Source organism: Streptomyces sp. NPDC048353, from assembly GCF_055587165.1.
Map to the genome: position 1 here is coordinate 23,434 of NZ_JBVJGU010000006.1, position 23,038 is coordinate 46,471.

Sequence of the window (23,038 nt, forward strand, 5' to 3'; positions counted from 1 at the left end):
AACGGGCCCGCCCCGAGCGGGCCGTGCTTCAGGCGAGGTGGAATCGGTCGCGGTGGGTGGACAGCCAGGTGCGGAAGTCCTGGAGATCGGGGTTGAGGGCACGGACGGCGTCGAGGTCGCGGGCGCTGGTGAAGGTCTGCTCGCAGTCGGCGTAGAACTGGAACATGTTGCCGGCCTCGTCCGCGCCCGGGAATCCCTGGGCGCGGAAGGCGTCCGGTGTGACGGGGCGGTAGCGCACCGGCTCCCCCAGCGCGTCGCTCAGCGCGGCCGCCATGTCGGCGACCGGCAGGTGCTCGCCGGCGATGCTGACGGTCGCGGCGATGAAGTCGGTGCCCCGGGAGAAGAGGGCGAGGGCGGTCTTGCCGATGTCCTCGACGGCGATGCCCGCGAGGCGGCTGTCGCCCATGGGAAAGGCTAGTTCGAGGGTTCCGTCCTCGCCGCGCCGGGGCGGGAACATCTCCAGCAGGTTCTCCCAGTAGAACGTGGCCCGCAGGAACGTCGTGGGCACCCCGGCGTCGTTGAAGAAGTGGTCGGCCTCCGCCTTGCCGTCGAAGTGCGGCACCTTGTAGACGCCCTGCAGGGTGGGCATCCGGTCGTCGTCCGGCGGGATGCAGTCACGCGTGTCCTCCAGCGTGGACCAGATCGCGTGCTGCACGCCCGCGTGCCCGGCCGCCCGCGCCAGCGCCGCCGCCTGCTTCTTCTCGTGGGCGGCGGACATGTCCTCCCAGAAGTTCGTCACGAGGAATGCGCCGTATGCCCCTTCCAGCGCGGGACCGAGCGTCGCCTCGTCGTCCATGTCGGCGCGGACGACGTCGGCGCCGAGCCGCTCCAGCTCCCTGGCCCCGTCGGATTCGGGCCGCCGGGTCACCGCACGGACGGCGAAATCGCCGTCCGTGTCCGCGAGGATCGCGCGGCAGAGTCCACCGCCCTGCTGCCCCGTCGCGCCGAACACGGTGATGATCCGCCGGTCGTCCATCGCACGCACACTCCCTGGCCCAGCCGCCTTGCCGTCGGGGCGAACCTACGGCTGACGGGCCCTCCGCCCCGCTGTACACGCCGGGGCTGCCCCTACTGCCCCCGCAGGAGGGTGACGGCGCCGGGCTCCGGGCGCGGGGCTGAGACAGGGCTACGGCAGGGCTACGACAGGGCCGCGAAGGTGCCTTCGGTGTACTCCGACACCTCGGTGAAGCCGAGCTTGCGGTAGAGGCCGATGGCGGTGGCGTTGTCCGCCCGGACGTTCAGCCCGATGTGGTCCACGGACTCGCCGAGCCCTCGGCACAGCTCGGCCACGCAGGCCCCGCCCGCTCCCTGCCCGCGTACCTCCGGGTGGGTGGTGACGTTCCCGAGCGCGGCGACGCCGTAGGCGGGCGAGTAGACGTGCACCCCGGCGACGGCGAGCAGCCGCCCGTCCCGGCGGGCGCCGACGTACTGGCCGGTGTCGAGCATCCGGGCGTCGAACCAGTTCCCGGGATACGCCCGCTCGAACAGCGCCAGCAGCTCCGGGAGGTCGGCCCGGCTCAGCGGGGCGGGGCGCCACGGGCCGGCCGGGTGCGCGGCGGCGCGGCCGGGGTCGGTGAGCGCCATGCGCAGCATGGCGTCGTTCCGCTCGGCCGCGTACGCGGACTCCAGCACCTTGGCGGCTTCCCCGGTCAGATGCCCGAAGAAGCGCCGGGGAAGGACCGGCAGCAGCGCGCCGATCAGCTCCTCCAGCTCCGCGGCCTGCCCGGGCCGGGAGAGGGCGATCAGCGTCGGGATGTCACCGACCGCGTACAGGAGCGCGACCGGCCCGCTCTCCGACACCGTGTACCAGCTGGTGTACGGCCACAACAGGTCGTCGAGGTCGCCCAGTTCCATCAGGTGCATCGCCGGGTCGCCTCCGAAACGGGCGGCCAGGGCGGATCGGTCGTGCAGAGCGCGCAGGGTCACCCGCCCAGCGTACGGGGGCGGCCGGACCGGCCACGGGGAGGGGCCGCTCCGGGGCGCGGCCGGCGCGGTGCCGGGGCCCCCGGGCGCGAGTCGTGGCGCCGGCTCAGGAGCCGTACATGTCGCGGCAGAGGCCGACGACGCTCGGCGGTACGGCCCCCGAGGGTCCGGCCTGGCGGCAGAGCGACCGGAGGTCGGCGGCGGGGCGGCGGGGGGTGCTCTTCGGGGGCTGGACGGAGCGGCGCCGCTTCTGCTTCTTCTTCGGCGCGGCGGCGGGCGGGCGGTCGGCGCGCATGCCGGACGAGGAGGGGGCCTGGGCGTCGTATGGGCGCGGGCGGCTCTGGTGCGTGCCTCCGGTCCGCCGTTCCTTCCGTTCGGCGTCGGCGGTCCGGGCGGTCGTGGTGGTCCTGGTGGTCCGCCCTTCGGCGCGGTGGTCGTCGGGTTCGGTGGCCGCGAGGGTCTCCACGGGCGGCGGCGGGGTGGGGGCGGGGTGCTCGGGAAGCGGGACCGGTGGGCGTACGGCGGCGGGCGCCAGGCCGGTCGGCGGGGCGGCCCGCGGCGGGTGGTGCGGGACGGCGACGCATCCGGTGGAGAGCAGGAGCGCGGCGAGGAGCAGCGGGACGGCGGGGTGACGGGAGTGCATGGGGTCACCGTGCCGGACCGGGGTCCGGGCCGGGCGGTGGCGCGCGAAGGTCCACCGGGACGAGTGAACGCCCCAGGTCAGCCGGGGTGCGCGGGCGGCCGCCGCAGGCTGGTGGCGCGAGGATGCGGCGGGCCCCTCACCCCCCGTCCGTCGGCAGCCAGCAGCCGTGCAGCCCGAGGGGGACCCGGACGGGGACGCGGGCGCGGGCGACCGGGCCGGAGGCCGGGTCCTCGGCGGGGATCACCAGGAACCAGCTGGAACCGTCGGTGCGGTCGGTGGCGAAGGTCAGCCAGTAGCCGTGCTCCTCGGAGTCCCGGCCGGGTTCCGGGGCGAAGACCGGTTCGCCGACCGAGAGGGTGCCGGCCGACCAGACGCGGGTGGCTCCGGTCTCGGTGTCGAACCAGCGCACCGCGTCGTACTCCCCCGGCAGCAGGTCCGCCTGGCCGGTGTCGGTCGCCAGCGCGGCATGGCGGTGGCGGCGGCCGATGAGCCGGTCGTCGACCCTCGGGAACTCGACCCGGGCATCGTCCAGCGGAGTGCGGGCCATGCGGCCGGCCACCGGGTCGATGCGCGCCCGTACCAGGCCGCCGCTCGCCGGTCCCTCCTCCCTTGCGGCGCTGCCGCCCACGGTCAGCCGGGACCACTGCACGTAGTCAAGGACGACCGAGGCGTCCTCGCCCGGGCCGTCGTCGTACGCGTTCACCGTGTGCCAGAGCCAGAACGCGTCGTCGCTCGCCCAGCGCGGCGGGCTCCCGTCGCGCGGGATCAGGGCCACGCGGGTGCCGTGCTCGGGCCGCCAGGCGAGGAACGAGCCGCCGGCCATGGCCGCGCCCAGGTCGAAGAAGGCGGGGGCGAGGACGAGGACGGCGTAGCGGTCGGTCAGCGCCATGTCGTGGATCATCATCGGTTCGTCCACGCCGTCGACGGGCGTGGGCCCGCGGCTGACGGTGCCGTCACGGGCGATGACCGACCAGGTCAGGTAGGGCGGCTCCAGGGCGTAGCAGAAGACGACCATCTCCCCCGTGGCGGGATCGATCTTGGGGTGCGCGGTGATGCCCGCCGGCAGGGCTCCGCCGAAGTCGTCGGGGCCGAGGGTCGCCAGGGTGCCGTCGATGCGGAAGGGGCAGGCCGACTCGGCGAGGGCCAGCATCCGGCCTCCGTGGCGTACGACGTTGATGTCGGGCAGGTCGCGGAAGGTGCCCGCGAGCTTCGGTCCGACCTCGTCGGCGTCCGGCGTGATCATCGACTCCAGGCCGCCCCACAGGGCGCGCCCGGCCCGCTCCTCGGCCTCCAGCGCGGGGGTCCGTACGAAGCGGTTGCGGTAACGGGCGCGGCCCTCGGAGAGCCAGACGCCGTGCAGCATGCCGTCGCCGTCGATGGGATAAAGGTACGAGCCGATGGGCGTGAAGCGGGGATTGGGGCCGTTGCGGAGGTACAGCCCGTCCAGGGCGGCCGGAATCTCGCCGGTCACTTCCAGGTCGGCGACATCGACCTCCTCGGTCACCGGTGCGAACGAACCCAGCAGGTGAGGGACGCGGGTGGGATCGAAGCGGGGTGGGGATTGCGTGTTCACGAGACCTCCCGGCGTGCGCCCGACGGCTCCCGCGGGTGCGGCGGTCCTCAGCGGCACGCATATACGGCACCTTCCAGTGAAACGCGGTCCGGGCGGGGGTGCCAGGTGTCGGGGGCGCAGGGGGTCGGGGGTGCCGGGGGACAGGTGCCGGGTAGCCGGGGTGCCCGCGGCTACTCGCCGAGCGCCGCACGATGGGGCTCTCTCGCAGGCGCCCCCGCTTTGCCGCAGCACGGCTCTGACCGCGCGCGGATCGCGGTATCGCTCGTGCGTCGTCCGCTCGACCGCCTCCGGTCTCGTTCCCCTGCCCTCGGACGCCTCCACGTCCTCACCCGAACCTACCGGGAACCTCCATGAGTTGACGGCCGCGAGCGGCGTCGAGCAGGTCCGCCACGGCCCGGGGGCGGCGGTCATCAGGTCATCCGTCCCGGACTCTTGACTCGGGTTGCGGCAGTCGGGATTCTCGACACACCTTTTCGCGCGGAGCATGACAATCCGTACGCACCGTGCCGTCCCGCTCCCCCACCGAGGACGTGAGTGAATGTCCATGACGCGAACCACGCACAGCAGGCGCAATCTGCTGGCGGTCCTGTCCCTGCTCCTCGCGACGGTGGCCGTGCTGCTCGGCCCCGCGCCCGGTTCCGCGGCCGATACGTCCTGGTGGAACCCCACCGCCCGGCCGACACCCGACTCGGCGGTCAATGTGACGGGTGAGCCCTTCAAGGGCACCGACGCCCGCGGCGAGGTGCGCGGGTTCGTCGACGCGCACAACCACATCATGTCCAACGAGGCCTTCGGCGGGCGCCTGATCTGCGGCAAGCCCTTCTCCGAACTGGGTGTGACCGACGCGCTCAAGGACTGCCCCGAGCACTACCCGGACGGTTCGCTCGCGGTCTTCGACTTCATCACCAAGGGCGGTGACGGCCGGCACGACCCGGACGGCTGGCCGACGTTCAAGGATTGGCCGGCGCACGACTCGCTGACCCACCAGCAGAACTATTACGCGTGGATCGAGCGGGCCTGGCGCGGCGGTCAGCGCGTCCTCGTCAACGACCTCGTCACCAACGGCGTCATCTGCTCGGTCTACTTCTTCAAGGACCGCGGCTGCGACGAGATGACCTCCATCCGCCTGCAGGCGCGGAAGACGTACGAGATGCAGGACTACGTCGACCGGATGTTCGGCGGTCCCGGCAAGGGCTGGTTCCGGATCGTCACCGACAGCGCCCAGGCCCGGCAGGTGATCGAGCAGGGCAAGCTGGCGGTCGTCCTCGGCGTGGAGACGTCCGAGCCCTTCGGCTGCAAGCAGATCCTGGACATCGCGCAGTGCGACCGCGCCGACATCGACCGGGGGCTCGACGAACTGCACCGGATCGGCGTCCGCAGCATGTTCCTCTGCCACAAGTTCGACAACGCGCTGTGCGGGGTCCGCTTCGACGAGGGGGCGCTCGGCACCGCGATCAACGTCGGGCAGTTCCTGTCGACCGGCACGTTCTGGAAGACCGAGAAGTGCACCGGCCCGCAGCACGACAACCCGATCGGCCTCGCCGCGGCGCCCGCGGCGCAGAAGGAGCTGCCGGCGGGCGTGACGCTCCCCTCCTACGCGTCGGACGCGCGGTGCAACACCCGGGGCCTGACCGACCTGGGCGAGTACGCCGTGCGGGGCATGATGCAACGCAAGATGATGCTCGAGATCGACCACATGAGCGTCAAGGCCGCGGGGCGGGCGCTGGACGTCTTGGAGTCGGAGAAGTACCCGGGCGTCATCTCCTCGCACAGCTGGATGGACCTCGACTGGACCGAGCGGGTCTACGGCCTGGGCGGGTTCATCGCCCAGTACATGCACGGCGCCGAGGGGTTCAGCTCCGAGGCGAAGCGTACGGACGCCCTGCGCGAGAAGTACGGCGTGGGGTACGGCTACGGCACCGACATGAACGGGGTCGGCGGCTGGCCGGGACCGCGCGGTACGGACACGCCCAACCCGGTCCGGTACCCGTTCCGCACGACCGACGGAGGCTCGGTCGTCGACCGGCAGACCACGGGTCAGCGGACCTGGGACGTCAACGCCGACGGGGCCTCGCACTACGGCCTGGTCCCGGACTGGATCGAGGACGTCCGGCTGGTCGGCGGCCAGGGCCTCGTGGACGACCTGTTCCGCGGGGCCGAGTCCTACCTCGACACCTGGGGCGGGTCCGAGCGGCACCGCGCCGGCGTGAACCTGGCGTCGCACGCCCCGGCGTCGGCGTCGACGACCCAGTGGTGGAACCCGTTCGTCTCCTACGTGCCCGGCCGGGCCGTGGACGGCGACCGGGGCACCCGCTGGGCGAGCGAGTGGAACGACGCCCAGTGGCTGCGGATCGACCTGGGGGCTCCCCGGCTGGTCAAGCGGGTCACGCTCGACTGGGAGGAGGCGTACGGGAAGGCGTACCGCGTCGAGGTCTCCGACGACGGCGCGACCTGGCGGAGCGTCTGGTCCACCGCGTCCGGCGACGGGGGCCTCGACATCGCCGAGTTCCCCGGCACCACGGCCCGTCATGTACGCATCCAGGGGGTGCAGCGCGGTACGGGCTGGGGCTACTCGCTGCACGAGGTCGGCGTCTACAGCAGTTGACGGCTCCGGGCGACGGAGCGAGGAAAGGGAACCACCGGATGGGAACGGCCCCATGACCCGCCTGCCGCTGGCCACCCGGCGCCGGCAGCTGACGGAGGCGGCGATCCGCGCGATGACCCGGGACGGCGTCCCCCGGACGACGACCCGGTCCATCGCCGCGGAGGCGGGTGTCTCGCTGAGCGTCTTCCACTACTGCTTCGACTCGAAGCAGGCGCTGCTGGAGTCGGTGATCACGACGATCACCGACCACTACGTGGGCGTCGTGAAAGAGGCGCTGCGCCCGCGTGCCACGCTCCGCGAGACGATCCGGGCGGGTTTCGGGGCGTACTGGGACCATGTGTGCGCCCACCCGGGTGAGCACATGCTGACGTACGAACTCACGCAGTACGCGCTGCGCACGCCGGGGTTCGAACCGCTGGCCCGCCGCCAGCACGAGCGGTACGCCGAGATCTACCACGGGCTGATCGAGGAGCTCACCGCGAGCATGTCGCTCGAACCGCGCGTGCCCGTGCCCGTGCTGGCCCGCTATCTGGCCTCCGTGACCGACGGTCTGACGCTGAACTTCCTCGTCCTGGGTCAGGACGAGGAGGCGTCGGAGACGATCCTCGACATGATCACCGATCAGGTCGCGGCGCTCGTACGCGACGGGGCGCCGTCGGCCGCCGGAGGCGCGGGCCCGGACGGGGGCGGCGGTCCCGACGGCGACGCGGGCGCGGACGGAGGCGCCGGTCCGGACGGGGGCGCCGGTTCCGGGGGGAGCGCGGGCACGAACGCGTAGGCCGGGCCCGACCGGTCACCCGGGCGGCGGGTCAGGACAGGTGGTCGGCTATGAGGTCGGCGAACTCCTGCTCCGTCAGAATTCTCGTGCCCAGTTGCTCGGCCTTGGCGAGCTTTGAGCCGGCGCTCTCGCCCGCGACGAGGATCGTCGTCTTCTTCGACACGCTGCCGGACGAGGCGCCGCCGGCCCGCTCGATCAGCTCGTTCATCTGGGTGCGGTTGCGTCCGGCCAGCGGGCCGTTCATGCCTCCGGTGACGACCACGACCTCGCCCCGCAACGGCGCGCCACCGCCCTCCGTACCGCCCTCCTCCGCGCCGCCGGCTGCCGGGACGCCGGCCGGGGCGAGGGGTTCGGTCATGTTCACCCCCGCGGCGACGAGCTTGTCGATCACCGGCCCCATCGCGGCGATGTGGGCGGCGATCTTCGGGGCGTTGGCGCCGGGCAGCTTGTTGACCTGGGCGAGCGCCTCGGGGTCGGCGGCGCGTATCGCGTCCATGGTGACGAAGTGGCGGGCGATCTCACGGGAGAGCGTGCGGCCGGTCCGCACGATGCCGAGCGCGCAGAACACCCGGTTCAGCGGCTTCTTTCCGGCCCGGGCGATGTGCTCCAGGAGAGCGTCCGCGCGCTTCTCGCTGCGGGTCGCCTCGGCCAGCTGCTCCCGGGTGAGCGTGAAGAGGTCGGCGACGTCGGCGACCGCCCCGGACTCGACGAGCGCGTCGATGAAGGTGGCGCCGAGGCCGTCGATGTCGAGCTGGTCGCGCCCGACGGCGTACCGCAGGGCCGCCGCCAGGCCGCAGCCGCCGCCCGCGCCGTCGGCGCACTCCCAACGCTCGCCGGACGTGTCGATCTCGCCGCCGCAGGTGGGGCACGCCTCGGGGAAGACGATCGCGCTCTCCTCGCCGGTACGGAGGGCCACGACCGGCGCCTCGATGCGGGGGATGATGTCGCCGGCCTTCCACACCATGACGGTGTCGCCGATCATCATGCCGCTGTCGCGGATGAACGCCGGGTTGTGCAGGGTGGCGTACCGGACGGTGCTGCCGTCGACCTCCACCGGCTCCAGTACGGCTCGCGGGGCGATGATGCCGGTCCGGCCGACGTTCCACTCGACCGCCAGGAGCCTCGTCTGCGCCTCGACGGCGGGCAGCTTGTACGCGATCGCCCAGTGCGGGTGGCGGGTGGCGAAACCGGCCGCCTCCTGCTCGGCGTGGGCGTTGGCCTTGATCACGACGCCGTCGATGCCGAAGGGCAGTCCGGCGCGCAGCCGGCCGATCTCCTCGACCCGGGCCTGGACTTCGTCGAGGGTGCGGCAGACCCGCAGTCCGACCTCGGTCGCGGCGGTCGTCTGCACGCCGAGGGGCCGGACCCGCTCCATGACGTCCTCGTGGGTCTCGCCCCGCGCGAAGGCGACGCCGTCGAGGCCGACCGCGCCGTAGGCGAAGAAGGTCGTCTCGATGACGTAGGGACGGTCCTTGGCGCGCAGCGTCCCGGCCGTGCCGTTGCGCGGGTTGGAGAAGACCTTCGCGCCGTGCGCGGTACGGATCTCGTTGGCCCGCTCGAACTGCGCCCGGGTCAGCAGCACTTCGCCCCGTATCTCCACCGTCGCGGCGGTCGGCAGCCGCTCGGGCAGGCCGACGACGGCTCCGATGGCGTGCGAGAGGTCCTCCCCGTGCCGGCCGTCCCCGCGGCCGACGAGCTGGACCAGCCGCCCCTCGCGGTAACGCGCCGCGATCGCCGCGCCGTCCAGCTTCGGCTCCACCGCGTACCCGCCCTCAACCGCGCCGTCGATGCGCCGCGCCAGGGAGGCGCCCCACTTCACCAGCCCTTCGGCGTCGAAGACGTTGTCGAGGGAGAGCATGGGCACCGTGTGGGCCACGTCGCCGGCCGGAGCGACGCCGCCGCCGACCTTGCCGGTGGGCGTGTCCGGGCGCCGGTGCCCGGGGTTCTCGCTCTCGTACGCGGCGATCCGACGCGCGAGCACGTCGTACGAGGCGTCGTCGAGGACGGCCTCACCGTCGCCGTAGTACGCACGGGACGCGGCGAGCGCCGTCGCGACGGCCTCGTCGTAGGCGGCGCGGTCGGAGAGGGAGGCAGCGGGTGCGGCGGTCATCGTCATACGGCGATCTTTGCGCAGGGGTCTGACAATGCGTGTCCGCCGGAGGGCCGGGTGGGGCGGAGGGGCGTGCGGATGCGGTCCCGGCGCCGCGGCGCGTGGTGGAATGCCGCGTGTCACCAGGCGGTTGCCTGGACGAGCGAGCGCTCATTGTGTGCTGTCGTCGAGAGGAAGACCGTGGCAGAGCCATTCTCGGTACCCGTCGTCGTACGCGGATACGAGACCGACACCCAGGGCCACCTGAACCAGGCCGTCTATCTGCAGTACGCCGAGCACGCCCGCTGGTCGCTCCTGCAGCAGGCCGGGATCCGGCAGGCGGATCTCCTGGAGCAGGGGGTGGGGCCGGTCGCCCTGGAAGTGACGGTGCGCTATCAGCGGGAGTTGCGGGCCGGTGACGAGGTCGACGTGACGTGCGCGTTCCTCTGGGGCGAGGGGAAAACCTTCCGGATCGAGCAGACGATCCGGAAGACGGACGGCACCGTGGCCGCCGAGGTGACGGGTGTCGGCGGTCTGCTGGATCTGAAGGCGCGCAAGCTGGTGACGGATCCCCGCGCGCACTTCCGTACGCTGGCCGACTCCCCCGAGGTCTTCGGCCTCTGACACCCGGCCCGCGGCACTCCCCCACGGGCGGGCGACCGGCCGTGGACTCCCCACCGGTCACCCGCCCACGGACCGGTCACCGGGAGGCGGCCGGGGCGCCACCCGCACGTCGCGGGCGACTGCGGCGGCGGACGACGCCTGCCGCCGCGAATGGCGGGTACCCGGCTTCCGTACCGACGGGGACGCGGCCGGCGTCCCCGGGGGCTCATGGGGAGTGAAGAACGTGACAGTCAAGGCGATGGGTTGGGCGCACTCGTTCCCCGTGTCCGGGGGCGTGCGGGCCGGCCGGCAGTGGACGCGGCGGCATCTGGCGTCGCTGCCCTGGACCGCCCAGGAGCCCGAGACGGTGGACGCCGTCGTCCTGGCCGTCTCGGAGCTGCTCACCAACGCCCACATCCACGCGCACAGCGACGCGCAGCTCGTGCTGACCTGGGACGGCGACTGCCTCCACATCAGCGTCCACGACGAGGACCCGACCCTCCCCCCGCCCCGCGACCCCGACAGCAGCGCGGTCTCCGGCCGGGGCGTGAGCATCGTGCAGGCCCTCGCCGACGAGTGGGTCATGCGGTGCCAGCGGCACGGCAAGACGGTGACGGCCTGCTTCCGCCCGTCCTCCTCGACGGAGCCCGAGGACCGCCGGGCAGACGGCGCGCCCGAGGGCCGGGCGACGCGGCATGAAGGGAAGGAAGCCGGAGGCATCGGCGGGCACCACGACGGCCCCGGCGGCTCGACCATGTGACGCGGGGGGCGTGTCGGGGCGCGCCCGAGAGACGGCGCCGGCACCGCCCCCGTCGTTCCCATCCGGCCCCGGCGGGGCCAGGTCGCGTTGTTCAGGCGTCCGTGCGGACGAGGACGGTCAGGGTTCGCGGGCCGTGGACGCCTTCGACGCGTTCCAGCTCGATGTCGGAGGTGGCGGACGGTCCGCTGACCAGCGTCGTCGGGCGTTCGGGGACGAGCCCGGCCAGAGCCTCCGGGACGCCGACGGCGATCCGCGAGAGGTCCACGACGCAGACGTGCACGTCGGGGACGAGGGTCAGCGCGCGGCGGCCTTGGTCGGCCGAACCGTCGAGGAAGATCGTCCCCGTCTCGGCGCAGCCCACCGCCGAGGCCGTCACCACCGCGTCCAGGTCCGCCAGCCGCGGGGCGGGCACGTCGGCGCTGTCCGTGACGACCTCGCCCTCCCACTCCGCGAGCCAGGAGGGGTCGAGTCCGGCGGGGACGCCGACGCGCCGGGCACCGAGGCGGGTGAGGACGTCGGCGAGGATCGTGGGTGTCTCGTCGGTGGTGCCGAGAAGCACCCGTGCCTTGTAGTCGGTGAGCCGGTCGACGAAGAGCTCGCACCGTTCGCCGTCCGGCAGGGTGCGGCCCCGGCGGTAGTCGCGCGGCGGGGCGACCGCGGGGTGAGGGGGCGCGAGGCGGAGGGCGTCGCGGACCCGGCCGAGCACGGTCTCGCGCGCGTTCATCGTTCCTCCCGGGGCGTCCCGGCGGGGCCCGTGGGTTCGGCGGGGCCCGTAGGTTCAGTGGGTTCGGAGGGGCCCGTGGGTTCAGCGGGGCCTGTGGGCTCCGTGGGCCCCAGAGGCTCAACGGGGCCCGTGGGTTCGGCGGTGGCGGCGGCTTCCGCGAGGGTGCGCCGGCCCTCCTCGGAGGCGTACCAGTCGCGGAAGGTCCGGCGGGGCGGGGCGGGGACGTCGCGGCTGCGGGTCCAGCCGTTCAGCGGGGGCGGGAGGCGGGAGATCGTCCCGTCCCGCCCGGCGGCGAGCCGCCCGAGCGCGGCGGCCTTCTGCGCGGCCGTGTAGAGCTTCGGGCGGCCCATGACGGCGGCCGCCGCCCGCATGGCGAGCCGTTCGGGGCCGCGGCCGGTCCGTTCGGTGGTCTGGTGGCGGAGTTCCACCAGCAGCGACGGGATGTCGATCTTGACGGGGCAGGCGTCGTAGCAGGCCCCGCAGAGCGTGGAGGCGTACGGCAGGGAGGCGTTGGGGTCGTTCTTCGCGGCATGGGTGCCGGCGAGCTGCGGGGTGAGGACGGCGCCGATGGGGCCGGGGTAGGTGGAGCCGTACGCGTGTCCGCCGACCCGTTCGTAGACCGGGCAGACGTTGAGGCAGGCGGAGCAGCGGATGCAGTGGAGGGCTTCGCGGCCGAGGGGGTCGGCGAGCGCGGCGGTGCGTCCGTTGTCGAGGAGGACGAGGTGGAACTCCTGCGGTCCGTCGCCGGGAGTCACCCCGGTCCACAAGGTGGTGTACGGGTTCATCCGCTCGCCGGTGGAGGAGCGGGGCAGCAGTTGGAGGAACACCTCCAGGTCGGCGTAGCGGGGCAGCACCTTCTCGATGCCCATGACGGTGATCAGCGTCTTCGGGAGGGTCAGGCACATGCGGCCGTTGCCCTCGGACTCGACCACCGACAGCGTGCCGGTCTCGGCGACGCCGAAGTTGGCGCCGGAGACGGCGACGGGCACGGTCATGAACTTCTCGCGCAGGTACGCCCGGGCCGCGGCGGCCAGTTCGGCGGGGACGGAGGTCAGGGCGGGGTCCACGCCGGGGAGCCGGTCGAGGAAGATGCGGCGGATCTCCTCGCGGTTGCGGTGGATGGCGGGGACGAGGATATGGGAGGGCCGGTCGTCGGCGAGCTGCACGATCAGTTCGGCGAGGTCGGTCTCGTGGGCGGTGATGCCCTGGCTCTCCAGGTGCTCGTTGAGTCCGATCTCCTGGGTGGCCATCGACTTGACCTTGATGACCTCGCGGCTGCCGGTGGCGGTGACCAGCTCGGTGACGAGGGCGTTGGCCTCGGCGGCGTCCCGTGCCCAGTGCACGGTGCCGCCGGCCGCGGTGACCGTGGCCTCCAGCTGTTCGAGGAGTTCGGGCAGTCGGCTCATGGCCTCGGCCTTGAGGGCCGCTCCCGCGGAGCGCAGCTCCTCCCAGTCGGGCAGTTCGGCGGTGACCGCGAGCCGTTTGGCGCGGATCGTCCGTGTCGCCTTGTGGAGGTTGTCGCGCAACTGTCGGTCGCCCAGTCCGTCGGCGGCGGCCCGGGGGAATGCCCGGTCGCCGCGCAGGTGGCCCTCGCCGTACGGGGAGCGGGGCGGCACGGCCGGCATGCCGAGGAACGTGCTGCTCATCGTGCGGCCTCCGTCAGGGGGTGCGGCGCGGTGCGGGTGGCGGCGAGGATCTGCGCGAGATGGAGGGTGCGGGTGGCGGAGCCGGTCCTGGAGAGGCCGCCGCCGATGTGCAGGAGGCAGGAGGAGTCGCCCGCCGTGCACACGGCCGCGCCGGTGGAGGCCAGGTGGGCGAGTTTGTCGGCGAGCATGGCGGACGAGGTGGCGGCGTTCTTGACGGCGAAGGTGCCCCCGAAGCCGCAGCAGGCGTCCGACTCGGGGAGTTCGACGAGGTCGATGCCCTCGACGGCGCGCAGCAGGCGGAGGGGTTTCTCGCCCACGCGGAGCATCCGCAGCGAGTGGCAGGTGGGGTGGTACGTGACGCGGTGCGGGAAGTACGCGCCGACGTCGACGACGCCCAGCACGTCGACCAGGAGCTCGGACAGTTCGTACGTCTTGTCCTGCACCGCGGCGACGCCGGCGCGCAGGGCCGCGTCGCCGTAACGCTCCGCCACGCGCGCGTGCTGGTGGCGGACGCAGGCGGCGCAGGAGCCGGAGGGCATGACGACGGCGTCGATGGCGCTGTCGCCGAACTGTTCCGCGTAGTTCCTGATCAGCGGGACCGGTTCGCGCTGATAGCCGGTGTTGAGGTGCATCTGGCCGCAGCAGGTCTGATCGGGCGGGAAGACGAGTTCGTGGCCGAGGCGGCTGAGGAGCAGGGCCGTCGCCCGCACCGCGTCGGGGAACAGGGTGTCTCCCAGGCAGGTGGCGAAGAGTCCGATGCGCATGCGGTTCCCCTCGGGCGGAGTGTGGTCCGACCATACTGGGGTCGCCCGCGGGGGCCGTGGCGCGGGGCGGTGGGCGTCAGGCGCCGCGCCGGCCCGCGGCGCTTTCCCTCCGTCCCATGAGGGAGGTGATCGCGGTGGAGACGAGCGCGGTCACCGCGAGGCTCCCCACCGCGACCATGCCCACGCCGATGACGAAGAGGCCGCTGGCGTCGTCCGACCAGTCGACGTAGGCGGCGACGGTCAGCCCGGCCGTGGTCCCGAGGACGGCGGCGGCGACGTGCCGGCGGGAAGCCGCCCAGCACACCGGCACCAGCAGGGTCAGGACCAGGCCGACCACCTGCCACGCCTCGTACGGGCCGGTCGTCGAGCCGTCCGGGTGCACGTCACGGTGGCCGTCCCAGCCCAGCCAGGCGGCCCAGGCCCCCAGCGCCACCACGGCCGTCAGGAGGCCGGCCGCCGGCTCGGAAGCGAGGTTCAGTCGTCGTCTCATTGCTCCACCCTGCCCGGGGCGCCCGGCCGCCGTCCTGAGCGCGGATACTCATCGCGTACCCGAGTACGTCGGCCGGTCCCGGAAAACTCGCTCCTGTCCGCCGCCGGACCGCCGGTAGCATCCCCGGATGCGGACCATCGAGACTCTGGTGCCCGAGGCGGGCCGGGCGGACGCCGTCGCCCTGCGGGCGCACGACGCCGACGAGCTGGTGCGGTACGTGGCCGACCCGGCACACCCGTGGTGGCGGCGCAGGCCGTGCGTGCACGCGCTCACCGGGCGGGTACCGGAACGGGCCGTCGCCGGTCTGCTCGGCCGCGTCCGCGACCCGGGGGACGTGGCGGAGGTCCGCATCGCGCTGCTCGACCTCCTGGCGGACCGGGAGGAGCTCCTGCCGTGGCTGGTGCACGAGGACCGGCGGCGGGAGTCGTCGTACGGCATGCCCGAGGCGATCCTCAAGGCCCGCGGTCTGCTCGGCGACCCTACGGCCACGGCGGAGTTGGCGGCGCTCGCGGCCTCGCCGTGGCCTCGGATGCAGGCGCTCGGCGAGGCCGGTCTCGACGCGCTGGTGGCGCGGTACGGCGTCGACGCGGTCCTGGACGGGGTGGGTGCCGAGCGGCCGGAGGACCGCGTCTTCCGGCTTCGCATGCGGCATCGCGCCGGGCAGGACGTGACCGACGCGCTGGCGGACGCGGATCACGGTGTCGCCTGGCTGGCGCAGTCGCTGGTGTCGGACGCGGACCGGCTGCGCGACTACGCCGGCCGGGCGCCGACGACCGAGGCTCGGCTCTGGGCGGCGTACGCGCTGCACCGTCTGACCGGGGACGCGGCCGAGACCCGGGCGCTGTACGACGGGCTGGGGCGGCCCCGGGTCGACGTGCCCGGTCTGGAGGAGGAACCGCGCCGCGCGATCGTGCACGCCTACGCCGGGGGCTGCCAGCGCAACAGCGACCCCCGGTGGCGCGTCGAGGCGCTCTGCACCGACCCGCCGCTGCCACAGGACGGCGAGGAGCGGCTGCGCCGGGCCAGGACCGCGCTGACCGCGGCGGGCCTCAGTCCGCGGCACCCTGTCTCCGCCGGGGAGCACCACCAGCAGGGCGAGGGGACGTACCACGTGATCGAGTGCGGCGAAGGCAGGGTGCTCATCAGCACGCTCGGCCGCTTCGCCACCGGGGACGGCCACGACGACGGTGCCGGCGAGGGCGCCCCGAGGGCCCGCGCGGCCCTGGAGGGAGCCGGCTTCCGCTGGATCGACCAGGGCACGGGCTCGGTACGCGTAACCGGCCTGGGCGTCTACTACTTCGGCGACCGCGAGCCCTTGGACATCGCCACCCTGCTGTTCTACTGGCAGGACTGAGGCTCCCCGGTCGCGCTCCGCCCGCCGCCCGGCGGAGGGGGTATGCCGCGGGTATGGGCGAAGGTTGCGATTGGGTGGCGGAACACCGTCCCGCGTTGCCCGGCCCGCCCCGGCGGAGTTGGGCCGGTCATGCGGACTCGTACGACTCAGCACACGGTGATGGACGGTGTCTACTGGCTCAGGGGCGCCGGATCGCCCTGCGCCCACTGCGCCGAGCCACTCGCCCCGGCCGAGGACGGCACCGCCGGCGGCGCGGCCACGGGCCGCCCGGGAGCGGCCCGGCTCCGTCTGGCGGAGCTGTTCACCGGCGACGCCGCGGCGGGCCTGCGGGTCGTCATGGTCACGGCGGCCTCGGTGAGCGTCGTCGTGGCGGCGCTCCTGCTGGAGCGGTGACACCGACAACCCACGACGCCGTACCGGGAGCGGGCGAGCGGCCCGCCCCCGACACGGCGCTCCTCAGGGCTTGTTGGCGAGGGCGCCGAGGTACTGGTTCACCTGCTCCAGGCGGGCGTCCATGCTGCCCGTCCGCTCGGACACCGCCCGCAGCTCCTCACAGACCGCCAGCAGCGCCAGCACCACCGCCCGCGCCGATGGGTCGGACACCTCCTCCAGGGCCGAGCGGGCCGCGTCCGCCGCCGAAACGGGTCCGGATGCCTGTGCCATAGCTGCGCCTCCTGCCCGGCCGCCCATCGGCCGCTCCTTTACATCTGCCCGCATCACGCCGCCCGTACGGCGGTGAATCACCCTGGTGTTCCCGAACCGGCGGCCGACGGGCCCTGCCCGTGTCGACGCTTCCCCCGGCCCGGCGGTGCGGCCCCTCAAGGGTCCCGTGGTGTCAGGAAGCCGGGGGCGAGGCGTCGGCGCAGGAGTTTCCTCGCGTAGAGCAGGTGGAGGATCGCCTCCGCGGTCAGCACCGCCACCGCGAGCCACGGCGCCAGGTGGTCGGCGAGGAGCACCACGAGGAGCGGGACGCCGATCCCGGGCGTCGCCCATACCGCGACGCTGCGGACGGGCCGGCCGAAGCGCAGGGCGATCACGGCGTGCGCCGCGTGGTAGAGGGCCAGACCTCCGGCGAGGGCCCACACCGCGCCCGTGGACAGGTGGGCGTGGCCCGCCTCCTCGACCGCGGTGGCGAGGCCGGCCGCCAGGCAGAGGATCCCGGCGGTCACGAAGAAGTGGAGGAAGGCCGCCACATCGCGGATGAGGACGTACGCGCGCGCCTGGTCCGCCGAGCCGATCATCAGTTCCGCCGTGGCCGACCCGAAGTCGAAGTACGACCACCACAGGGCCGCCAGCAGGACGAAGCCGAGGACGGCGACGATTCCGGCCGACGCCGTCCAGACGTGGTCGGTGGAGGAGACGAGACCCAGCACCGACTCCCCCAGCACGATGATGACGAACAGCCCGACACGCTCGATGAGATGACCGGTGTGCAGCTGCCTCGGCATGACCCTGCCGCGCGCGGTCAGCAGCAGCCCCAGCTCGCCGACGATCAGCACCGCCCACAGGACGTACCGCCACCCGCCGGGCACGGCCACCGAGGCGGCCCACAGCACACCGGACACCAGGCAGTACGTCACCGGCCGCCAGCGCGGCAGGCGGTGGGGCGCCGGGTAGCGGGTCGCGGGCCACCAGAGGCCGAGCAGGACGAGCCGGGTTCCGGCGTAGCCGAGCGCGTACGCGGCGGCCCGCGATCCGTCGACGTCCGCCTTCGGTACGGCGGCGGCCATGACGGCCAGGCACAGCATCGCGAAGAGCATCAGCAACCGACGGCGTGCGCTGTCGGTCTCGAAGAGGTTGGCGGAGACGGTCAGGTTGATCCACATCCACCAGGGCGGGAAGTACAGCGCCAGGAAGATCCCGAAGTCCCGCCAGCCCGGGTCTCCGTGCAGGGTGTGCGACAGCTGGGCGGCGAACGCGACGAACACGAGGTCGAAGAACAGCTCGAGCCATGCGGCATGGCGGGCCCGTTCCTGAGGCGCGGGCGCGGGGGGCGCCGCGGCACTCATCGGGCCCTCCTGCATGGATCAGGGGCAAGAGCGGACATTTCGCCATCACATCACGGCATCCGTGACGGGGGGTCAGAGGCGTGCCGTCAGAGGTGCTGTCCGGTGCCAGTCTGTCCGGTGCCGGGCGGCTCTCGTCCGTGGGGCGACCGGGGCCGTCAGGCCGGCCCGGGGTCGTCCTCGGGGATCCGGAGCGCCAGGATCGCCACGTCGTCGTCGTTGTCGGCGGGTCTGACGCGGTCGAGGAGGGTGTCGCAGAAGGGGTCCAGCGGCTGGCCGGCCAGGGCCGCCGCCTCGCGGCGGAGACGGTCCAGGCCGTCGTCGAGGGTGTGGCTGCGCGACTCGATCAGGCCGTCGGTGTACAGCAGCAGCGTCGAGCGGGGCGGCAGGACCTCCACATGGTCGGCGCGGGGAAGGCGGGTACGGGTGCCGAGCATGATGCCGCCGCCCGGGGTGAGGAAGCGCGCGCTCCCGTCCTGGGCCACCAGGAGCGGCGGGGGGTGACCCGCGCTCGTCCACCGCAGCAGCCAGCCGCCCTCCTCGTCGCGCTCGACGCTGCCGAGGACGAGAGTGGCCGTGGAGGCCTCCGCGATGTGTTCGAGCGCCTCGTCGAGCCGCTGGACCGCGTGGCTCAGGGGGCCCGACTGCGACCAGGTGAACGCCCGGAGCATGTTCCGCAGTTGCGCCATGCCGGCGGCGGCGTCCAGGTCGTGGCCGCCGACATCGCCGATCACCAGCGCCGTCGCGCCGTCGGTCAGGGAGAACGCGTCGTACCAGTCGCCGCCGACCTGGGAGGCGTGCGGCGCGGGCTGGTAGCGGGCCGCCATCCGCAGGCCCGGCACGGCGGGCAGGTGCGGCAGCAGATGGCGCTGCATGGTCTCGGCCACCCGCCGCTGGCGCTGGTAGAGACGCGCGTTGTCCAGGGCGAGGCCGGCCCGGCGGGTGATGTCCTCCAGGAGGGACAGGTCCGCGGGGGTGAACGGCTCCGTCCGCTCGGAGCGGCCGAGGGTCAGGGCCCCGAGGACCTCCCGCAGGGTGCGGACGGGCGCGATGGCCGCGGAGTGTATGCCGGTGGCCTTGAACAGGCGCTGCTGCTCGACGGCGATACCGGAGTCGGCCGCCACGTTGTACGTGTCCGGCCCGGCCAGGGCCGAGGCGGCCCCGCGCAGAGCCCGGGAGAGCGGCATCGACGACTCCTGCGGCACCGGCGGGAGCGTGCGCTCCAGGTCCTCCCGGTGGACCAGCCCGCCGTCCTCGTAGTGGACCACGGAGGTGCGGCGTACGTCCCCGACCTCGGTCAGCAGGTCGATGACCACCCAGTCGGCCAGCCGGGGCACGAGCAGGGTGACGAGCCGCTTCAGGGCCTCGTCCATGTCGAGCGTGGAGGTCAGACGGGTGGTCGTCTCGGCCAGCAGCGCGAGCCGGCCGAGTTCCGTCAGGGCCCCGGAGGAGGAGGCGGCGGGAGAGGCGCCGGACGGCTCGGATGCGGCGGCGGAGACGCCGGGCGGGGCAGCGGAGGAGTCGGCAGCGGCGGGGGCGGAGGAGTCGGCCGCGGCGGAGAGGTCGCCGGCCGTGGGAGCGCCCGCGGGCGCCCAGGGAGCGTCGACGGGTGCCGACTCGCCGAAGACGATCAGTGCGCCCCGCCCGCCCTCGGGGAGCACGCACGGGACGACCAGCCACCAGAGGCGGAGCAGCTCGCCGTCCGACCGTTCGAACCAGCCCTGCTCCTCGTGTTCGACGACGCGCCCGAGGAACGCGCGCATCATCGGGCACTGTGCGCGGGGCATCGTGCGGCCGTCGTCGTTCCGGTGGAGCAGGGCGTGGGCGTCCTGGCCGACGAGGCCGGCCGCGGGCCGCCCGAAGAGGGCCTCTGCCCGGGCGGTCACCCTGACGATGACCCCTTGGTCGTCCACGAGGTAGGCGGCGGCCTCCAGACCGCCGAACACGTCGAAGACGCCGGCCGGGGCGGCCATCGCGTCCCCGCCGGCGTTCGCCTCAGCGTCCGCCGCCCGCACCACGCCCGCGCCTCCACCCACCCCGACCTCCGGCTGCACACGCCTACTGTCCCACGACACCGCGTCGAAACCGCCTTACGCACCCGATCGTGGTGGCGACCGCGGTGCAGGCCGCCCCGCGGCCTTGCCGAGGGCGTGTCGAGGGCGTGCCCCGCCTCTCCCGGAGGAGCGACGCGGGGCCGCCCCCCGGGTCGTCGGAGCGCAAAGGCGCTGGTTAGAGTCGTGTGCGTTGCGCCGCCGCATCGGGCGAGGCGCGACGGTGGGCCCGCTGTCGATCACAGAGACCCGTACGACCTCGACGTCACCGCACGCGTCCCCGCCCGGCCGCCGGCCGCCTACCGGAAACACCGCACATGAGCATCGACGCCCTCTCGCGTCCCAACTCCGCCGAGTCCGAGCTGCGCCCGTCCGCCGGTCCGTCCGCCGCCGCGCGGCCACGGCGGCCGAGACTGTCGGGGCGCGCCCCCGCCCGTCCCGCGCCGGCCGCCGCCTTCCACAGCGTCAGCGCCGCGACGGCAGTACTGCTGGGGCTCGTCGCGATCGGCGCCGCCCTCCACGAACCGGTGCTGATACCGCCCCTGGCCGCCAGCGCCGCCCTGGTGCACAGCGCGCCCGCCCTGCCCCTGGCGCAGCCGCGCAGCGTGGTGGTCGGCCACCTCTTCGGCGCCGTCGCCGGCTTCGCCGTCCTGGGGGTGGCCGGGAGCAGCCCCTGGGCCGCGGCGGTGGCGGCCGGTGTCACGCTGGCGCTCAACACCGTCGCCCGCACCCCGCACTCCCCCGCCTGCGCCTCCGCGGTCGTCATCGTGCTGCAGACGCCCGCGCCCGCCCGGTTCGTCCCCCTGCTGTTCGGCTCCACCGTCCTGCTCGTGCTGACCGGGTACGCCGCCTCCCGGATCCGGCGCGGGGCGCCGAGGTATCCCGCCTACTGGTGGTGATCCGGCCGAGGTCGCGTACGGGCCCGCCGGGAGGCGTCACGGCGGCCGGCGGGGGTACCCGACGGGCGACAGGGAGCGCGACGGGGCGGGAGAGGAGCACCAGTGATCACCGAACGGCAGCTCGCGGCCATGCCCGGATGCACTGTCGACGGCGACCAGGGGCAGCGCGTGGGCGAGGTGGACTACTTCCTGCTGGACGACACCACCGGCACGCCCGAGTGGGCGCGGATCATCGACCGGGGCGCGGGGCCGGGCGGGGTGTTCGTCCCGCTGCGCCACGCGGAGCTGAGGGACGGGCATCTCGTGGTGCCGTATCCCCTCGAACTGATCGAAGGGTCCCCGCGCGGGGAGGCGGAGCCGGGACAGGGCGCGGTCCTCTCGGTGGCCGAGGAGGAGCGTCTGACCACGCATTACGGCATCCCGGGCGTGCGCGACGTGAGGCACGCCGAGCGGGGCGCGGGCTGGGCGGGGATGGACCGGTCGCAGGCCGTCCGGGAGGGCACGGAGGGCCACGAGCGGAGCCGTTCCCGCCTGCGGGTCCTGTCGGCGGGATCGGCGTAGGTGTGACGCCGGTCAGGTGAGAACCGGCCGTATGGCCGGGAGACGATAAGGCGGCCGGAAGGCCGCACGGTACGACCCGGGACCCGGTGCGGGCCCCGGGTCGCTGCCGTTCCGGGGCGGGTGGCCCTGTCCGGGCTCCTCGTCGGGGCCCGTCAGCCGCCCGTCAGCCAGTTACGGACGCCGGCCAGCACGGTGGGGCCGTAGTCCTCGTCGACGCTCTTCGCGAGGTCGGCGATGGATATCTCCGTCAGGGCCGCCCGCCAGGCGGCCTCCGCGGTGGCCATGGCGCGGGCGATCCCGCAGGGCCGCGCGCAGTCCTCTTCCGACGCGGCGAGCGGGCCGCGCCGCCGGATCTCGGTGCAGACGAAGGCCGGCTGGGCACCGTCCACGGCGAGGACGACGTCGAGGAGGGTGATCAGCTCGGGGGCCCGGGTGAGGACGTATCCGCCGGCCTTGCCCTGGACGGAGCCGACCAGGCCGGCCCGGGAGAGGGCCTGCAGCTGCTTGGCCAGATAGCTGCCCGACACGTCGTGGAGCTCGGCGAGCCGTACGGCGGGCACCGGCTCCGTCGCGGTGGTCAGCACGACACAGCAGTGCAGCGCCCACTCCACCCCGCCCGACAGTTTCATGCCGCACCCTCCCGCTCCGCTTGACTCGGACAAAGGATATCCGACTATTATCTCGGATAACGATTATCCGAGTTAACGGGACGCGTCCCGGTGGGCCGGCTCAAGGGCTTGTCCGTCCCCGACGCCCTGCGAGAGGTGAGGACAATGAAGCTCACGGTCATCGGCGGTACCGGACTGATCGGCTCCCAGGTCGTCCGCCGGCTCACCGCGACGGGACACGAGGCCGTCGCGGCATCGCCGTCCACCGGCGTGGACCTGATCACCGGCGAGGGGCTCGCCGCGGCGCTGGAGGGCGCCGACACCGTGATCAACGTGGCCAACTCGCCGACCTTCGACGAGGCCTCCATGGACTTCTTCCGCACCTCCATGGACCACCTGCTCGCCGCCGGGGAGAAGGCCGGCGTGCGGCACCAGGTGGTGCTCTCGATCGTCGGCGTCGACCAGGTCCCGCAGCTCGACTACTACCGGGCCAAGACCCTCCAGGAGGAGCTGCTCCGCCAGGGCCCCACGCCGTACTCCGTCGTGCGGGCCACCCAGTTCTTCGAGTTCGTCGACGCCGTCCTGTCCTGGACCGCCGACGACAGCACCGTCCGCCTGCCGGCCACCCGTGTCCAGCCGATCGCCGCGGCGGACGTCGTCGACGCGGTCGTCGAGGTCGCCACCGGGAGCCCGCTCGACGGCATCCGCGACATCGCGGGGCCGGACGTCTTCCGCCTCGACGAGCTGGGCAAGCTCACCCTCGCGGCCCGGAACGACGCCCGTACGGTCGTCTCCGACGACACCGCCGGCATGTTCGCGGTCGTCCCCGAGGACGTGCTGATCGCCGGACCCGGGGCCCACTTGGCGGCGACCCGCTACGAAGACTGGATCCGGACCGCCCACTGACGTGACGAAGGCTCCCCGCTGCCGGGGAGCCTTCCGGGTGGGGCCCTCTCAGAAC

At 73.7% G+C, this 23,038-nt stretch carries 21 protein-coding genes and 1 pseudogene; 9 read left to right on the forward strand and 13 right to left on the reverse strand.

The window, feature by feature from the left end:
• Positions 1-28 precede the first annotated feature (28 nt).
• The 4 genes from ACZ6RC_RS22035 to ACZ6RC_RS22050 form a co-directional block, all read right to left on the reverse strand.
• Positions 29-976: an NmrA/HSCARG family protein gene (locus tag ACZ6RC_RS22035; protein ID WP_469585829.1), complete on the reverse strand. Its 948-nt coding sequence runs from the start codon at positions 974-976 to the stop codon at positions 29-31.
• A 161-nt stretch (positions 977-1,137) separates the two neighbouring features.
• Positions 1,138-1,926: a GNAT family N-acetyltransferase gene (locus ACZ6RC_RS22040; RefSeq protein ID WP_469585832.1), complete on the reverse strand. Its 789-nt coding sequence runs from the start codon at positions 1,924-1,926 to the stop codon at positions 1,138-1,140.
• Positions 1,927-2,029: 103 nt separating this feature from the next.
• Positions 2,030-2,566, reverse strand: coding sequence for a hypothetical protein (locus tag ACZ6RC_RS22045; RefSeq protein ID WP_469585836.1), 537 nt, complete (start codon positions 2,564-2,566; stop codon positions 2,030-2,032).
• 136 nt (positions 2,567-2,702) lie between these two features.
• Positions 2,703-4,139, reverse strand: coding sequence for a carotenoid oxygenase family protein (locus ACZ6RC_RS22050; RefSeq protein ID WP_469585838.1), 1,437 nt, complete (start codon positions 4,137-4,139; stop codon positions 2,703-2,705).
• A gap of 544 nt (positions 4,140-4,683) precedes the next feature.
• Between ACZ6RC_RS22050 and ACZ6RC_RS22055 the strand changes: the two genes are divergently transcribed.
• Both ACZ6RC_RS22055 and ACZ6RC_RS22060 read left to right on the forward strand, forming a co-directional pair.
• Complete coding sequence (locus ACZ6RC_RS22055; RefSeq protein WP_469586724.1) at positions 4,684-6,744, forward strand: galactose-binding domain-containing protein; 2,061 nt, start codon at positions 4,684-4,686, stop codon at positions 6,742-6,744.
• Positions 6,745-6,796: 52 nt separating this feature from the next.
• A pseudogene (locus ACZ6RC_RS22060) lies at positions 6,797-7,390 on the forward strand (TetR/AcrR family transcriptional regulator); the annotation flags it as partial.
• A gap of 163 nt (positions 7,391-7,553) precedes the next feature.
• Here the strand turns inward: ACZ6RC_RS22060 and ligA are convergent.
• Positions 7,554-9,632, reverse strand: a complete 2,079-nt coding sequence (gene ligA / locus ACZ6RC_RS22065; protein ID WP_469586727.1) for an NAD-dependent DNA ligase LigA — start codon at positions 9,630-9,632, stop codon at positions 7,554-7,556.
• A gap of 180 nt (positions 9,633-9,812) precedes the next feature.
• Between ligA and ACZ6RC_RS22070 the strand changes: the two genes are divergently transcribed.
• Entirely contained in the window at positions 9,813-10,235 is a 423-nt protein-coding gene (locus tag ACZ6RC_RS22070) for an acyl-CoA thioesterase (RefSeq protein WP_391132966.1), read from the forward strand.
• Between the two features lie 223 nt (positions 10,236-10,458).
• Positions 10,459-10,974 carry an ATP-binding protein gene (locus ACZ6RC_RS22075; RefSeq protein ID WP_469585841.1) on the forward strand — a complete coding sequence of 172 codons (516 nt, stop codon included), beginning with the start codon at positions 10,459-10,461 and terminating at the stop codon, positions 10,972-10,974.
• 91 nt (positions 10,975-11,065) lie between these two features.
• Here ACZ6RC_RS22075 and ACZ6RC_RS22080 read toward each other — a convergent pair whose 3' ends face one another.
• From ACZ6RC_RS22080 to ACZ6RC_RS22095, 4 genes are all read right to left on the reverse strand, one after another.
• Complete coding sequence (locus ACZ6RC_RS22080) at positions 11,066-11,698, reverse strand: LutC/YkgG family protein (protein ID WP_469585845.1); 633 nt, start codon at positions 11,696-11,698, stop codon at positions 11,066-11,068.
• Positions 11,695-13,344, reverse strand: coding sequence for a lactate utilization protein B (locus tag ACZ6RC_RS22085; RefSeq protein ID WP_469585848.1), 1,650 nt, complete (start codon positions 13,342-13,344; stop codon positions 11,695-11,697). The genes ACZ6RC_RS22080 and ACZ6RC_RS22085 overlap by 4 nt, the downstream gene beginning before the upstream one ends.
• Positions 13,341-14,108, reverse strand: a complete 768-nt coding sequence (locus ACZ6RC_RS22090; protein ID WP_391132977.1) for a (Fe-S)-binding protein — start codon at positions 14,106-14,108, stop codon at positions 13,341-13,343. Before ACZ6RC_RS22090 ends, ACZ6RC_RS22085 begins: the two co-directional genes overlap by 4 nt.
• A gap of 76 nt (positions 14,109-14,184) precedes the next feature.
• The gene (locus tag ACZ6RC_RS22095) at positions 14,185-14,598 is read right to left on the reverse strand and encodes a hypothetical protein (RefSeq protein ID WP_469585851.1); all 414 of its coding nucleotides are present in this window, start codon (positions 14,596-14,598) and stop codon (positions 14,185-14,187) included.
• A gap of 127 nt (positions 14,599-14,725) precedes the next feature.
• Between ACZ6RC_RS22095 and ACZ6RC_RS22100 the strand changes: the two genes are divergently transcribed.
• Positions 14,726-15,952: a hypothetical protein gene (locus ACZ6RC_RS22100; protein WP_469585854.1), complete on the forward strand. Its 1,227-nt coding sequence runs from the start codon at positions 14,726-14,728 to the stop codon at positions 15,950-15,952.
• A 129-nt stretch (positions 15,953-16,081) separates the two neighbouring features.
• A complete protein-coding gene (locus ACZ6RC_RS22105) occupies positions 16,082-16,345 on the forward strand; it encodes a hypothetical protein (protein ID WP_469585857.1) in 264 nt (87 codons plus the stop codon).
• Positions 16,346-16,408: 63 nt separating this feature from the next.
• On the opposite strand, the gene ACZ6RC_RS22110 is transcribed toward ACZ6RC_RS22105, so the two are convergent.
• The 3 genes from ACZ6RC_RS22110 to ACZ6RC_RS22120 all read right to left on the reverse strand — a co-directional run bounded on the left by ACZ6RC_RS22110 (position 16,409) and on the right by ACZ6RC_RS22120 (position 19,931).
• A complete protein-coding gene (locus ACZ6RC_RS22110; RefSeq protein ID WP_469585860.1) occupies positions 16,409-16,615 on the reverse strand; it encodes a hypothetical protein in 207 nt (68 codons plus the stop codon).
• 155 nt (positions 16,616-16,770) lie between these two features.
• Complete coding sequence (locus ACZ6RC_RS22115; RefSeq protein WP_469585863.1) at positions 16,771-17,961, reverse strand: low temperature requirement protein A; 1,191 nt, start codon at positions 17,959-17,961, stop codon at positions 16,771-16,773.
• Positions 17,962-18,116: 155 nt separating this feature from the next.
• Complete coding sequence (locus ACZ6RC_RS22120) at positions 18,117-19,931, reverse strand: PP2C family protein-serine/threonine phosphatase (RefSeq protein WP_469586730.1); 1,815 nt, start codon at positions 19,929-19,931, stop codon at positions 18,117-18,119.
• A 395-nt stretch (positions 19,932-20,326) separates the two neighbouring features.
• On the opposite strand from ACZ6RC_RS22120, the gene ACZ6RC_RS22125 reads away from it, so the two are divergent.
• Positions 20,327-20,908 (forward strand): HPP family protein, encoded by a 582-nt coding sequence (locus ACZ6RC_RS22125; RefSeq protein ID WP_469585866.1) that lies wholly within the window; start codon positions 20,327-20,329, stop codon positions 20,906-20,908.
• 102 nt (positions 20,909-21,010) lie between these two features.
• Complete coding sequence (locus ACZ6RC_RS22130; protein WP_469585869.1) at positions 21,011-21,469, forward strand: hypothetical protein; 459 nt, start codon at positions 21,011-21,013, stop codon at positions 21,467-21,469.
• 152 nt (positions 21,470-21,621) lie between these two features.
• Here the strand turns inward: ACZ6RC_RS22130 and ACZ6RC_RS22135 are convergent, their stop codons facing one another.
• Positions 21,622-22,098, reverse strand: coding sequence for an RrF2 family transcriptional regulator (locus ACZ6RC_RS22135; protein WP_469585871.1), 477 nt, complete (start codon positions 22,096-22,098; stop codon positions 21,622-21,624).
• 144 nt (positions 22,099-22,242) lie between these two features.
• Here ACZ6RC_RS22135 and ACZ6RC_RS22140 point away from each other — a divergent pair, with 144 nt between their 5' ends.
• A complete protein-coding gene (locus ACZ6RC_RS22140; RefSeq protein ID WP_469585874.1) occupies positions 22,243-22,983 on the forward strand; it encodes an SDR family oxidoreductase in 741 nt (246 codons plus the stop codon).
• The last annotated feature ends 55 nt before the right edge of the window (positions 22,984-23,038 follow it).

Coding starts and splice junctions, on each gene's coding strand:
- ACZ6RC_RS22135 (WP_469585871.1), bottom strand. CDS start 22,098: ATGAAACTGTCGGGCGGGGTGGAGTGGGCGCTGCACTGCTGTGTCGTG.
- ACZ6RC_RS22095 (WP_469585851.1), bottom strand. CDS start 14,598: ATGAGACGACGACTGAACCTCGCTTCCGAGCCGGCGGCCGGCCTCCTG.
- ACZ6RC_RS22055 (WP_469586724.1), top strand. CDS start 4,684: ATGACGCGAACCACGCACAGCAGGCGCAATCTGCTGGCGGTCCTGTCC.
- ACZ6RC_RS22120 (WP_469586730.1), bottom strand. CDS start 19,931: ATGGCCGCCCCGGCCGGCGTCTTCGACGTGTTCGGCGGTCTGGAGGCC.
- ACZ6RC_RS22105 (WP_469585857.1), top strand. CDS start 16,082: ATGCGGACTCGTACGACTCAGCACACGGTGATGGACGGTGTCTACTGG.
- ACZ6RC_RS22125 (WP_469585866.1), top strand. CDS start 20,327: ATGAGCATCGACGCCCTCTCGCGTCCCAACTCCGCCGAGTCCGAGCTG.
- ACZ6RC_RS22045 (WP_469585836.1), bottom strand. CDS start 2,566: ATGCACTCCCGTCACCCCGCCGTCCCGCTGCTCCTCGCCGCGCTCCTG.
- ACZ6RC_RS22085 (WP_469585848.1), bottom strand. CDS start 13,344: ATGAGCAGCACGTTCCTCGGCATGCCGGCCGTGCCGCCCCGCTCCCCG.
- ACZ6RC_RS22035 (WP_469585829.1), bottom strand. CDS start 976: ATGGACGACCGGCGGATCATCACCGTGTTCGGCGCGACGGGGCAGCAG.
- ACZ6RC_RS22140 (WP_469585874.1), top strand. CDS start 22,243: ATGAAGCTCACGGTCATCGGCGGTACCGGACTGATCGGCTCCCAGGTC.
- ACZ6RC_RS22110 (WP_469585860.1), bottom strand. CDS start 16,615: ATGGCACAGGCATCCGGACCCGTTTCGGCGGCGGACGCGGCCCGCTCG.
- ACZ6RC_RS22100 (WP_469585854.1), top strand. CDS start 14,726: ATGCGGACCATCGAGACTCTGGTGCCCGAGGCGGGCCGGGCGGACGCC.
- ACZ6RC_RS22080 (WP_469585845.1), bottom strand. CDS start 11,698: ATGAACGCGCGCGAGACCGTGCTCGGCCGGGTCCGCGACGCCCTCCGC.
- ligA (WP_469586727.1), bottom strand. CDS start 9,632: ATGACCGCCGCACCCGCTGCCTCCCTCTCCGACCGCGCCGCCTACGAC.
- ACZ6RC_RS22115 (WP_469585863.1), bottom strand. CDS start 17,961: ATGAGTGCCGCGGCGCCCCCCGCGCCCGCGCCTCAGGAACGGGCCCGC.
- ACZ6RC_RS22090 (WP_391132977.1), bottom strand. CDS start 14,108: ATGCGCATCGGACTCTTCGCCACCTGCCTGGGAGACACCCTGTTCCCC.